This window comes from Superficieibacter electus, assembly GCF_002915575.1.
In the GTDB taxonomy this organism is placed as follows: domain Bacteria; phylum Pseudomonadota; class Gammaproteobacteria; order Enterobacterales; family Enterobacteriaceae; genus Superficieibacter; species Superficieibacter electus.
Map to the genome: position 1 here is coordinate 1 of NZ_PQGD01000033.1, position 12,339 is coordinate 12,339.

Genomic DNA, 12,339 nt, shown 5'->3' on the forward strand with positions numbered 1-12,339 from the left:
GGCTTTATTGTAGGTGGGCCAGTTGGTGATTTTGAACTTTTGCTTTGCCACGGAACGGTCTGCGTTGTCGGGAAGATGCGTGATCTGATCCTTCAACTCAGCAAAAGTTCGATTTATTCAACAAAGCCCAATGAGACGTCGGATTAGCGTCAGCAAATATGAGACGTCAGTAGTCGATGTTTGTCCTGCGGAACGTGAATCTGTTTACAAGGGGTAAAGCCGTACCATCCATGAGGGCTCAGAGAGCCGGGGTCTCCTCCAGATCACTGGAAGTTATTGACTCTGGCAGGCCTATCCCTATGACTTTTTCCCGGATGGCAAATTAAGAGCGAACAAGGCCAAATTAGTACTCTTTTCTAAACGGAAATACTGAATCACCCTGATATAACTGGTCTCTCACAAGACAGGAGATCATCAATGGAACGTGTAATATTTTCAGTAATCTTTTTTATGATGCTGGGCGTACCTTTTTACCTTCTTTATAAAATTGCCCGGGACATTTTTGGTACCGCCGGTGCTGGTGAGCCTGCACAATTGCCTCAGGGCAAGCAAAGACGCTCAGGAGGCGCTGGTTCGGGTTCGATCTGGCAAGGACACCATCTACAGGGGAGCAGCCATTTGAACCCCCTCGGAGGTGATTGTAATGGTGAAAATAGCATAGCTGGTGGTTGTGATGGTGGCGGTGGAGGAGGTGACGGAGGTGGTGGTGGTGACTGATAGCCTGCAACTTTAACTATCAGGATGAAACCCATGTCCAGCAACCGGAAAAAGAATTCATTTCAACCGAAAAGCCCTGCCTTAAAGTGAAGCGTATTAAACGTGAAGGATGCTGAATTAGAGGGTATCGGTTTTATACTGAAGCGTAACTGGAAGAAGGATCTGAAATTAACTATTACGGAAAAGTAACTTTCTGACTCACCACGTACGCCCCTCGGTTATGCCATACAGTTTGATACGAAAACAGATCAGTAAGTAGATTGCTATACGCCGGAGAGAAGTCTATTTTTCATGCACCGAACCTGTTTGGCCTGCAATGGAAGCAGGTATAATAATCACATACAAAGGAGGGCATTATGAATACATTTTTATACGTGCTTTTGGCCTGGATTGTTGTGCTTTTTATCGCCAACAAACTGCTCGCAAGACGTAAGCCCAATACGGTTAAAATCCTGGTACAGCGCAACGGGAAAGCCGCAGAGGTTGATGCTGTAGTGGTTCAGGGTTCAAAGAGAGCTAACAACAGTTCTGTTGCGGACAGCGACGCGGTAGATAGTTATTTTGAAATGAATCCTTACTCCCGCGAAAACCAGGCGAATGGTTGGGCTATGCTGGCCAGAGACGATGACCAGCTTAAATAATCAGTTGAGTGTGATGTGTAAAGCAGCTTAAAACTCTAAATGGACGAACAGGGGAGGTGACAAAGATGACAACCAATACAACAACGACCACCTACCGCTCAGAAGAAATCGTGCCGTTCAGACGGCCCAAAGGGGATCTGGATAGTCGGTATATGCCTCAGGTGTATGCAATGGTGCGGAACTGGGCAAGTAACCCTGCTCAATATGGTGAGGGTGTACTGGCCTCCTACCGCCAACCGGCAGTAAACCTTGCCTACCAGGTAAAAGGAACTCGTGTTGTTTTAATTCTGGTACCAGTAGAGTGCGAGCCACCTGGAGTGATAATGACGGAAACAGTCCTGTGGCCGTCACTATCACTTGTAGAAGTCTTGCAGACCTTGCAGGAGGCCTGGCAAAATATTCCGGCGTTAAACCCCTGACGACTTCTGTCAATATCACCGGCTAGTGATTTACCTCTCTGCTGGTGGTCAGCCCGCCTAAGTTCAAATTATCTCTTTCTAAATTAGCCCGGATAAAAATCGGTCCCTCTAAAATAGCCTGCCCTGAGTAGGCTACGTCATACAAAGCGTTGGCCAGTCACCAGCTGGCTGGTGGCCATAATGCTCCACAGGATAAACCGTATCAGAACTACGCAAAGAAAAAGCCCCAACAATTTACCGATGGGGCCTTTTGCAGACATTTTACAGCCTTACCAATGATAGAGCGCTAAGGCTTCTGCTTAGTGAACAGACTTGCCCACAGATAATGGATAAAGTTGAGCAGAATGTATGTTACTCGTTGCTCGAATTTCATCGGGGCTTTGTACTTTGTCGTTATGTTATGAATATGAGTAAGGTCCGTATAGAGCCCTGGCGACTTCCTTGTTGACTTCAACACCGAACAGATGTGCTGAACAGACTCCGGTGTGAACAACCGTAGCCCTCGTCGTTGTTTGACTTTATGGATAAAATCGTCCATCCCCATACATAACCATTCCGGCTTGATGCCATCAAACTTACAACGTCCGTTTATGATGACGACATTGATACATTCCAGTTCTCTAGCCTTAAGAGCAGACTGAATAGCCCTGATGTGCCCCTGGTTTTGCTTAAACGGGTTCTGCAACTTGAGGGTTCGGGACTGAGTCCATTTCCGCCAGTGGCTTTCCTCCAGAGTACCGTAGAGCTTGCCTACGTAGTTTTTCTGCTCTATGACGTATATACCATGTGGGGCTACGAGAATGTGATCAACCTGCGTAGTGCTATGAGCCGACAACTGAAAGGTGAGATCACTAAGTAGCCCCTGAGCTTCTTCAGGAAGCCCAGATTCAATTGCCTTTGCAGTCCGCCGTTCCGCTATGGCAGAGGTCATAAATCCCAACAGACACAGCAACACGACGAAAATAAGGATAATGAAAGCTACCCCCGTAATGCTCCACAGCAGATTGAAAGCATCCATGTTACCTCACAGAGGGGTAGCTGGTGGCATTAACAGATTCTACTAAGCGGGTAGTGGTACCGGTAAGGCTCTCAATATTTGAAGACAGGCTCATCAGCATGCCGAGTGCAGAACGGAGATTACGATGAGGCTCATTGTAGTTTTTGAACGTGTCAGTGGAGTACATTTTTGAAAGACGTGTACGGATCTCTACTGACGTAAGATCTCCATCCACCAGGCCGTACTTAACTGCCTGAGGTGTTGGCCATACACGGCCTGAATAGAGAGAAACAGCATCGGCATCATGACGCGAGAGAAGCTTTTTACCCCGTCCAAGTTCAACATCAGTTATAAATTTTTCATGCATCGTGTTCAGGATCTCCTTCTGCATGAACTCCCTCGTTGAATCGGACAATGGGTGGAAGGGGTCAAGAGCATCTTTGAACTCACCGGCCGTAAGGGGCTCATTCTTGACGCCTACTGTGCTCATGATCTCTGACAGATTCCAGTGGTCCATACGCACACCGATAGAACCGATCAGGGCATTACTGTCGGCATAAATTGCATCAGCGGGCGATACCGCGTAATAGCATGCGGATGCGCATATGCCTTTCACACTAACGATGATTGGTTTATATGAGTCTGCGATATCAGAGAAAAAACGACCGGTACCGCTGGAGAGTACTTCGAGGGAGTTTTGCTTCGACCGTGCTTCATCGCCACGTTCTGTGCTCCCGGTTTTGTTACTCTTGTCAGCGGCTACAGATGAAAGAGAGCCACCGGCATCTGATACGCGTTCAATCTGTGGCTGGTGGTTTTTAAGCGCGTTTATCTGGCGGTAAATAATGATGGCGTCAGAGGGACCACCACCACCTGACTCTGCCTCGATAATAACTGCTTTGGCATGGGGATTATTGTAAGCTTTGGCAAGAGCTGTTGCGATCACTGTTCCATCGCCCGTTTCCGAGCCGGTACCCATCTCGCCAGAAATCCGTATTACAGCTATATGGTCTTTCTTCCCTTCAGCGTCCTGCCATTGTTCGTAAAGATTGTAGAAAGAAAACCCTACAGCGGTCATGGCAATTAGCGACATAGCAACTTTTGCCGTGGTATGAATGCGAAACATCTTATAAAAACGGTCAGCGTTATCATTGAGCGATTCTTTGATATTTGTAGGGGACTTCCTTTTTTTACTGCTTAACATCTGACCACCTTTACATGAGTTTTTGAAAGTTAGACCACAAGCGATTCAATGCAATTCCCAGTATCAATAAAGCGACTGGTGGGAAAAGTTGAGCGATATTGTTAAATAGTGACATATTTGGCATGACCAGGTAGACCATCGTTAAAGCACTGATCACCCAAAATGCTCGAAACCAAATACGATAAAACTGAACTGTAACCTTACCAAATACGTACCTCTTCAATTTCCACTGGTACATTCCATCTGCTAGCATGGCAAATAGATAGGGCAGAAAAACGATTAGCCACCCCAGGATTAAGTTCCACCGGAAAATGGACTGATAAAGTAAGAGGGGTATGTTTTTGGCCATAGTGTAATTAATAGAGGTAAATTTTTCAGCAACAATGTTAATACCTCTGGCTGGTTTTTTGGTGTCAGGGATCAGAATAGTATTCAGATAGTCAATTAACTTATAGTCATGTACCAACCAATTTAAAGTCGCTTCACTATTTGCAATGACAGACTTCCAACGGTCATTTGATATGATGGACCGGCTTGCATTAACCTCCTGAGTAATCTGATATTTGAGCTCCTCAGTATTCTGGAAAGCCAAGCTGTAACCAAAATAAATGACCATGCCAAAAAAAAGCATTGTTCTGAGCACTGCTGCCCTGCTTGTATTATCCGCAGCCATTGCTTTCCCTCCATTCACGAAAAAGAGCTAGCCTCTGATCGTGATTGCAATAGTTGTTACGCCACATCGTCGGGATACCCAGGAGCCAGTGGTACTGTTTAGGTATGATTTGGTCGATGAGGCTTAACTCCGCCAGTTCTTTATGCTCTGCGCTTTTCCACTCGATCTGTCCCACATCAGGAACAAATACAGCGGTCCTTGCTTTTGCGGCCTGGCGGGAAAATTCTATAAAGTTGATGCCCCACGGCGTCCAGTATCTGTACTGCTCGTTTAGGCCGATGTTAAACACCGGCAGAGAAAGAGTTGAGTCGGCAAAAGCCGAAATCACATTTTTGCAGACTCTTGGACTATCTATTTTTTCCTGTTCGGTTTTGAGATGAGTCAGCAGTGCACGGTCAATAATGCTGTTAAAGGTGTTTGTATAAAGGCCATTAGGGTCAGGAAGCTGATCTATGGCAGTAATGATTTTAAATTTTAACCGAGAAAGAAAGGGAGAGTCCTCAATAGTAACTATATGACTATGTGTTGTTTCTGGATGAATCTGGGGTTTGATGCGCTGTACTTGTTTAAAAGAGACACTACCTGGCAAATTAATGAATGCGCCCACCGTGCGTGTTAAATCGACGAAATAAGGCAAAAGATAACAACCAAGCATACGGGCATTCTTTTTTACAAGATCACACCGTACGTCATTGTTATCGAAAGAAATACGGAAACTAACGAATTTACGTTCAGGACCTTCGCTGGTGGTCAGTGATTGAATCCATTCATGGCATGATCCTTGTGGTACCGACCAGTAGCTGGTTTCACGGTCCCCAAAGGGATCAGTCGTGATCAACTCTCCCTTTAAAAGGAAAAGCTCAGACAGGGTATTTGCCATGGAGAATAGGGAATCGATATCGTTGCTCTGACAAAATTTTCCCAAATGATGAAACGCGTTTTTTTCTATCATAGTTAGCCGATCTCGAACTTCCTGAGAATCTGCGTACTTTAAACCCAAAGACTGAAAGCGCCTTTTTACGAGCGAGCGACATTTGCTGACTTTTAGTGCAGAGCTTAAAATTTGCTGGCGCGTCAGGACAATTTTTTCATCCATCAATGCAACTTCCTTAGAAATTTATTAAGATTTTTGATATCGAGATTTTGACGCAAAGTAACTTTTCCGGCCTTCTTGAAAAGCATTTCCGACAGAGTTGTGTTTGGCTTCATTTGTTTCTCAGCAACAGCAATAGGGATTTGGCCTACAACCTTCCTGCCATCTTGAAGCCTGGCAACTATGTGAAACATAGGGACCTGACCCAAGAGATCCTTTGGAATACTCTCTTCTAAAGTTGTCTGCTTTCTTTCTGAGATTGAACCTGAGAAGTTATTATGCGGCAAAGATGTTTCTGAACCGGTCGTATAAGTGACCATATTTGTGCTTATCGCACTCTTACCAAAGTTCTCTACAACAAGCGTCTGAGTAGGAGTATCGTTGACTCGCAAGCTTATATAATTGTTGCAGAGCCCCGTAATTCGATTGGCAGTTTCAACACTTGCCGCAGCAATAAAGTCGGAGATGGTTTGGGTGCAAATAAACAGTGCAATTTTCGCTGCACGACCCTGCGCCAGAAGGTTAATCATAGGGTTGTTAATGGCTGAGTGTGCCTCATCAACAAAAATACTTATCCTGGAATTAGCTGACATATCACCATCTTGAGCGTTGTAGCGACTACCGGCACAGGAGGTCAGATCTGACATTATTAATTGAGAAATAGCAGCTGCTGTATCGGGGTTTGAAAGGCCATCAAGCGAAATGTATAGCACCCCGCCAGTGCTGAACATCCCTTCGCTTGTTACAATTTCTCTTGATGATACTGAGTTCGGGTTAGGAGATAAAAGCTCATTTAAAGGTTTTTCAATGAGCATATCGAAAACAGGCATAATACCTGCGGTCATTTTAGCCATATGCTCTGGGTCGGACATTGAGTAATCAATAAGCTGGGAAACAGTATCTAACCAGTCTATTTGTTCGGACCCCTCGTAATTCATGAAATGAGCCGTAAACCATTCAGCGAGACGCTTGAAACGTACCGGCAAGGTATCGTTAGCGACGTACTTAACTTTTTCGGTCCAGACATCGTAACCATAATATCTCGCGTAACATGACTCCATTACCTTGACTGTAAGATTCACAATAGACATGTGGCTTTTCATGTTCTTGTGAATCAGATAAATAGAAGGCTTTTTCTCTATGTAAGAAAGCCCGGAAATCACATTGGAAACGAGAGCCTTGGCATACTGAACGAATGGGTTAACCTCACCGGGAACTGTCACCAAGCTCAAAAGACGAGATGTTAGGTCAGAAACATTAGTATAGGTGTTGCAGACATCAATACAGACCGAAGATGCTGGCTGGCCAGGATGAAATTTATAGAAAGGAAGACCGAGGGTCTTAGCCTCTTCCATTAGAGATTCTCGCCACTCTGCATCGTTCTTTGGATCTATGACAACAACAACATGACCAAGATGAAGCATGCTAATGCTTAGTAAACGCTGTAGCACCGTTTTCCCGGTACCCACGTTTCCGGTTATCAGAGTATGACCAAACCAATTGTCTTCAGTTACAAATATGGGTTCCCTACGTTCCACAGCAAAAATTGCATTGCTGCCGCCCATCTTACGAGCCATTGCGTCAAAATGTCTCTTAATTGGGTTGAAGACGAATGGCAACTCGATCTCACGTTTATCACTGGAGAGGTTAGCTATTTGATATGCCCGATCCGCATGTTCCGGACCCCACTCAAACCCATCACAAAAATAGGACTTTCGCTCGGGTATATCCTTATTTTTATTTTGATAATCCTGAACCAGTTGACGATACTTTCGCTCATTGGAGAAAAAGTTACTTTTGTTAATTACACGCAGTGAATCAAGACTAACGAACATGAAATGTCGCTTGAATACACGCCAATGAGCCATCAAAAATGGCGCTGCTGTTTTGCAACGATAAAGGCACAGCAAAAAAAGCAATATTGAGGTGAACAGAACTATTGGGGCGATGTCCAGTCCGTCTGAAGAAAGTCCCATATAAAGCATAGAAACCGAACAAATCAAAAGTATTGAGGCACTACGATACTCAAGAATAGGCCGATAAAAATTCTCTTGTGCATGGAGGTTAGTCCTCTTCGAATCTGACATTATAGGTTCCCAGCCTCTTTCAGGTTATTGATAATTCGTTCAATGTCCACTTTCGCCCGGTCTGATGCGGCCAGCAAAGTAGGCATGTTAAATGCATGGCATTTTGTATTGATCACAGCACCAGAATTAACGAGGTACTGAGGAAGCTTATTGAAAAGATCTTGAGCCTCTAACTGCGACCCAAATTTTTCCACGCAAGATTGGGTCAGATAGAGAGTATTAGGAGTACTTACCATAAATCTGTTTTTGCGCTTTCTTTTAAACGCCACCTCCATTTTGGACAGAATTTGATGCAGTACTAACGCAATTTCTACAAATTCAAGCTCTGTAACGTCACCTTCGCTTATAAGCGAGAATTCACCATTTTGGTCTGATTCAGTAGATGCAAAGACTTTACTGTTCAGATTGTGACCAGAAACAGGTGATGCTGGTTTTTGTACTTCTGCTTTGTCCGATGATTTATTCCGGTTGCGCTTGGGATTTTGTTTTTCTACCGGTGCTGTTGGGGCGAACAGTCTGGCCAGTGCTGGCGAAAGATGATGCCCCTTAGCGTCTGTGGGCGCATGCTCTCCATTTGATTCTTCAAGTACAGGAGGTAAGGCGGGCTCTTCACTTGCCATCACACTGGTTGCGGCTGCTTCGGTCTGGGAATACACAACTTCAGCTGGTGGTGGGCAGTTACCCTCAGTATCTGGTTCTGAGTTTTCTTGTCCTACAGAAACATCCATAGAGCGTTCATTCGTACCCTGGGGATCAGCGTTCTGTTCTCGGTTAAGTTCTGGTAATTCTGACGGCTCGGAGAGAAGCTTTTCATTATGGACCGAAGAGCTTGTTGCACAACTACCGACTTCTGGCCGAGAAACACTAAGCTGTGAGAAATCGGTATAATCAATGATCTCATGCTCTTCATCTTCTTTCTCAAAAAGATGTTGATAATGTTCATATTCCACAGCCTCAGTTTTCAGCGGACCAGTCGCGGATGCACTATCGGTTCCATGATATTCCACGTCGCCAGAATGTTCTTCGACTGCATTTACACGTGGGGGAGGCAGCTCAAGCGTTTGCTTTGGACGTGGGGCAGAGTTTTCAACAGAAGACTCATCATTAATCACTAATGCCTGATACATAGAAGTATTGAAAAGTGACTTTAAAGTTGTTGGCCTTCTTGGCTCATGATAGGTGAGCTGGAACCCGGCGCAGTTATCGCCGAGCTGGACTAAACGCAGATCGTCAATGTCCCTTACTATCCACATTCCATCGAGAGAGCCTTCTCTGAATGTCAGTTGGAAATAGGGCTCTTCACTGAATGCTTTTTCATCTAATCCCGGCAGCAATGCCATAGTGGTATCTATGTTGAGGTAGGGGACAGCATCAACACACACTATATAGTCATTGGAAAGTGGAGCGCTTAAAAGGAGTTCATGAAGTTGGTTGACCAGGACATGGGATTCCGTGTCCTTTGCCGATTCATCTTCACTTTCTTCTATATCAGGAATGACAGGATCAGCTGCTTCCTCACCCTCAGATTTAACTATCTGCGTGTCATTATCAATTTCATTATCACTTTCGGCTTTCTTCTCAAAATCGTCGGATGAGCCTTCATTTTTCTTAGAATGTATATCAACATCAATAGAGGCAGAGGAGCGGCCTAAATCATTAACCTTAAGAACAGCCGTCTCAACAGTATCAGTAATTTTAGTTATAACGTCCCGACCGGGCACTGGTCTTCTGTATTCAGTAACTGTTTTTTGCTCGTCAATGTAAATAAAGTCTTTATTGGCATTAACGCTAAAAAGACCCGGCACTGAGTCAGGGATTTTATAGGAATCAAAGATTAAACCAATCCACCTTAGCTTAAGAAGGTTATAGAATTCTAGTTTCCCTATCCCATTTCTAAAGATGTTTGATATTTCGTTTTCCGAATAGATACCCGGAATGAAGTAGTGAACGACACGCTCATCATCATAGGGCTCGACGTAACCACGTTGAACTAGGGATTCTACCAATACGGTCTTACCAGCCTCTCCCTGAGGGAAGTTATATTTATGTAATTCGAAATCATTGAGAACAAAATCAAGGAATGCGTTCTCGTTAAGGTATACCTCACCATTTACGATAATGATGTGCATAGGCTTAGCATTGTAATTGTTGATATTGATACTGGTAAAGTTGTGCTTGATGGTACTAATGGCCCTTGCTGCTGCATCATTAGAACGCAGACCCATGATAGGGTCACGTAAAACATTAAGGTCTGTACCAGTAGAATAGAAATCAGCGGTCCTCACGCATTTAGACAAAAAGTCATTCCCATCAGTATAAACGTTTAGGGCGGTGATCATTTTTGAATAAACACGTTCTTTATTTACCCGATCCAAAAATGCAAGACATACCGGGTTTAGGATTCGCTCAAGGAAAACGCTGGACCAGATATTATGTTGATTATGAATACGCTTTCGCCAGTGGATTTCGTATTCAACCACGTCATTTTCACGTGCCCAGTCAAGAAGACTTTGTGAGCTTGGCGTCCAAATGATCGGACTAGCTAAATTCAGGCTTACAATGTCGAGATCGTAAACCTTTCCGGCATCATGGACTAAACCACAGATAAACGCAGCATAGAGATATACTTTTCTACGGACTACTTCTTCATCTTGATATCCGATTGGTCTCAGTTCTGAGTGATGCGCATTTTTTAAAGAGAGTATGGCCACTTCCAGGCTGTGAGAAAGTAACCCACCAATACCATTATGATGATGATTTTCGGAAGCTGGCAAAAGATGTATCCAGCGAACATATTCAACCAAGGGCTTTAAAACTAAATTAGTAAATGTATATGCATCGTCCCTGATGTCGCTATCGCTGATAGCTAACATCATTGAAATTGAGTGCAGCTTTTCCCGATACAGAGACAGGATTGACTGTTCATTAAATGTCTGTATGCCCGTCGGACGAGTTGGATACTCGATGAATTTCAGGACTTCTGGATTTGGATGATCAGGAACAGTGTACTTCTGATCTCCTAGAATCTGCGCAAAAGGAGAGAGGCTTGATATATCCTCAATCATTACAGAGGTTGCATCATTCTCCTGAGATGAGAATATCCCCAAAATCCGTTTAATACATAAATACAGCGCCCTGAAATTCATCATCATACCTTATCGACGTTTGCCTGACAGTTCGGCTGCAATGTATGCCTGCACACTTTTATATTGCATTACTTTGGTGATGAACTCTGCTGGACTGTATGGCCCATCCTTACGGCGAGAAACATTCAGAGTCTTTTTCACATTCTCAACATATAAATTAATACTCTTTATAATGTTGTGAGACATAACCGGATAGTCGCTTACAGCCAGTAAACCCAATGAGTTGTACTCATACATTGTGTTCATGAGCTGGTTCATCTCGAAGATGTACTTGTAAAACCTCATGGTGTTGTGGTTATTGAAGTTGAGTTGTACTGGTTCAAAACTGAAAGGTACAAACTGAGTTGATGACATGAATGAGTCATTCTTGTCGAACTCAATTGACTTAATATAAGCAACAAGATTTTCTTTCATCTTATTGTTTTCTTCATGCAGCTCGTTGAACCAATCCTGAATAGCCTGAACAAGGTCAGGATGTTTAACTGCATCAACCGTTTTAAAGAGAGAGGAAATAGCGATACTCACATCATCAAAACCTCTGATGACTGCTCCATTTCTGGCAGTTAAAAACCGGTTAAAGTCTGGGGTGCCGGGGTTAATAATAACTTTGGCCATACCCTGGTGCTCTGGTCTACGTTGAGTAGAAGTTTGAGCGTTTACGCCTTGCTTTTTATTTGAACCTTTTACCATTACATCTTTTGGTTCAATGTTAATACGCTCATTGTCCGTGATAATTGCGTCGTTCATTGTGCCACCTTAGTTTTTGAGTATTGACGGATTTTTCGTCCAAGTTCGATATATGCTGAATGATAGAGCTCAAGCATTTCTCTGTAAGGCTCCAGCAATGCTTCCGTTTCAGAAATCATTTCGTATTCCCAGCTGGCATGGTTTACAAAACAGTTCTTAGAATATTTTCCACTTTTCATTGGTTGCACCCGTTTTGACATGTGGCTAGGCGCTCTTGTTTTATAAGGGCTGAACTGATGCCAAGTGATCGTTACTTTTCTGGCATTACCAATTAGCTCAACTTTTGGTGCGTAAGAACCCAGGTACTCCCTCTTTGGAACTTTGCTATGTCGGGTAAGGTTAATCTCTTGGTGGTTTCGTTCCTTCCACTTGATCCAGTATTTTGTAATGAGATCTTCAGCCTCAACACGCAAACCTTCAATCTGAGCACGTAAATTTTTACGTGTTAGCTCTATAGAACTTATAAGATTTGAATTACTCATGACGCCTCCTGATGTGAAATTACTATACCGGAGGAAATTTCCGTTTTTTTTCACGAACAGAAGATTTTTGAATGCTCTTTGATGAGGGAATTGAACAGATGTAATGCACTCGCTGTTTCCCCCATTCGGGAGG

12 protein-coding genes are annotated in these 12,339 nt (G+C 43.8%); 3 read left to right on the forward strand and 9 right to left on the reverse strand.

The features are described from left to right. On the reverse strand, positions 1-96 hold a 96-nt coding region (locus CHU32_RS29005), incomplete at its 3' end, for a hypothetical protein (protein ID WP_047353200.1). Positions 97-417: 321 nt separating this feature from the next. Here CHU32_RS29005 and CHU32_RS25520 point away from each other — a divergent pair. From CHU32_RS25520 to CHU32_RS25530, 3 genes are all read left to right on the forward strand, one after another. Continuing rightward, complete coding sequence (locus CHU32_RS25520; protein WP_000442693.1) at positions 418-717, forward strand: hypothetical protein; 300 nt, start codon at positions 418-420, stop codon at positions 715-717. A gap of 356 nt (positions 718-1,073) precedes the next feature. Then, positions 1,074-1,358, forward strand: a complete 285-nt coding sequence (locus CHU32_RS25525; RefSeq protein WP_001091367.1) for a hypothetical protein — start codon at positions 1,074-1,076, stop codon at positions 1,356-1,358. A 65-nt stretch (positions 1,359-1,423) separates the two neighbouring features. Then, on the forward strand, positions 1,424-1,777 hold the full coding sequence (locus tag CHU32_RS25530; protein WP_000210769.1) for a hypothetical protein: 354 nt from the start codon (positions 1,424-1,426) through the stop codon (positions 1,775-1,777). Positions 1,778-2,063: 286 nt separating this feature from the next. Here CHU32_RS25530 and CHU32_RS25535 read toward each other — a convergent pair whose 3' ends face one another. From CHU32_RS25535 to mobI, 8 genes are read right to left on the reverse strand one after another with little or no spacing between them, the layout of a single operon-like run. After that, positions 2,064-2,795, reverse strand: a complete 732-nt coding sequence (locus CHU32_RS25535) for a nuclease-related domain-containing protein (protein WP_000338612.1) — start codon at positions 2,793-2,795, stop codon at positions 2,064-2,066. Between the two features lies 1 nt (position 2,796). Beyond that, positions 2,797-3,978 carry a S49 family peptidase gene (locus tag CHU32_RS25540; RefSeq protein WP_000952985.1) on the reverse strand — a complete coding sequence of 394 codons (1,182 nt, stop codon included), beginning with the start codon at positions 3,976-3,978 and terminating at the stop codon, positions 2,797-2,799. Positions 3,979-3,988: 10 nt separating this feature from the next. Then, entirely contained in the window at positions 3,989-4,651 is a 663-nt protein-coding gene (locus tag CHU32_RS25545) for an IncC plasmid conjugative DNA transfer DtrJ family protein (RefSeq protein ID WP_000718549.1), read from the reverse strand. After that, entirely contained in the window at positions 4,638-5,747 is a 1,110-nt protein-coding gene (locus CHU32_RS25550; protein WP_000343600.1) for a hypothetical protein, read from the reverse strand. The genes CHU32_RS25545 and CHU32_RS25550 overlap by 14 nt, the downstream gene beginning before the upstream one ends. Further along, positions 5,747-7,831, reverse strand: coding sequence for a conjugative transfer system coupling protein TraD (gene traD / locus CHU32_RS25555; RefSeq protein WP_001284073.1), 2,085 nt, complete (start codon positions 7,829-7,831; stop codon positions 5,747-5,749). The genes CHU32_RS25550 and traD overlap by 1 nt, the downstream gene beginning before the upstream one ends. Then, positions 7,831-10,977: a MobH family relaxase gene (gene mobH, locus CHU32_RS25560; protein WP_001011152.1), complete on the reverse strand. Its 3,147-nt coding sequence runs from the start codon at positions 10,975-10,977 to the stop codon at positions 7,831-7,833. The genes traD and mobH overlap by 1 nt, the downstream gene beginning before the upstream one ends. 9 nt (positions 10,978-10,986) lie before the next feature. Further along, a complete protein-coding gene (locus CHU32_RS25565; protein ID WP_000995978.1) occupies positions 10,987-11,724 on the reverse strand; it encodes a hypothetical protein in 738 nt (245 codons plus the stop codon). Beyond that, positions 11,721-12,206 carry a conjugative transfer protein MobI(A/C) gene (gene mobI, locus CHU32_RS25570; protein WP_000071885.1) on the reverse strand — a complete coding sequence of 162 codons (486 nt, stop codon included), beginning with the start codon at positions 12,204-12,206 and terminating at the stop codon, positions 11,721-11,723. The genes CHU32_RS25565 and mobI overlap by 4 nt, the downstream gene beginning before the upstream one ends. Between the last annotated feature and the right edge of the window lie 133 nt (positions 12,207-12,339).

Coding starts and splice junctions, on each gene's coding strand:
- CHU32_RS25545 (WP_000718549.1), bottom strand. CDS start 4,651: ATGGCTGCGGATAATACAAGCAGGGCAGCAGTGCTCAGAACAATGCTT.
- mobH (WP_001011152.1), bottom strand. CDS start 10,977: ATGAATTTCAGGGCGCTGTATTTATGTATTAAACGGATTTTGGGGATA.
- CHU32_RS25550 (WP_000343600.1), bottom strand. CDS start 5,747: ATGGATGAAAAAATTGTCCTGACGCGCCAGCAAATTTTAAGCTCTGCA.
- CHU32_RS25530 (WP_000210769.1), top strand. CDS start 1,424: ATGACAACCAATACAACAACGACCACCTACCGCTCAGAAGAAATCGTG.
- CHU32_RS25540 (WP_000952985.1), bottom strand. CDS start 3,978: ATGTTAAGCAGTAAAAAAAGGAAGTCCCCTACAAATATCAAAGAATCG.
- CHU32_RS25520 (WP_000442693.1), top strand. CDS start 418: ATGGAACGTGTAATATTTTCAGTAATCTTTTTTATGATGCTGGGCGTA.
- traD (WP_001284073.1), bottom strand. CDS start 7,831: ATGTCAGATTCGAAGAGGACTAACCTCCATGCACAAGAGAATTTTTAT.
- CHU32_RS25525 (WP_001091367.1), top strand. CDS start 1,074: ATGAATACATTTTTATACGTGCTTTTGGCCTGGATTGTTGTGCTTTTT.
- mobI (WP_000071885.1), bottom strand. CDS start 12,206: ATGAGTAATTCAAATCTTATAAGTTCTATAGAGCTAACACGTAAAAAT.
- CHU32_RS25535 (WP_000338612.1), bottom strand. CDS start 2,795: ATGGATGCTTTCAATCTGCTGTGGAGCATTACGGGGGTAGCTTTCATT.
- CHU32_RS25565 (WP_000995978.1), bottom strand. CDS start 11,724: ATGAACGACGCAATTATCACGGACAATGAGCGTATTAACATTGAACCA.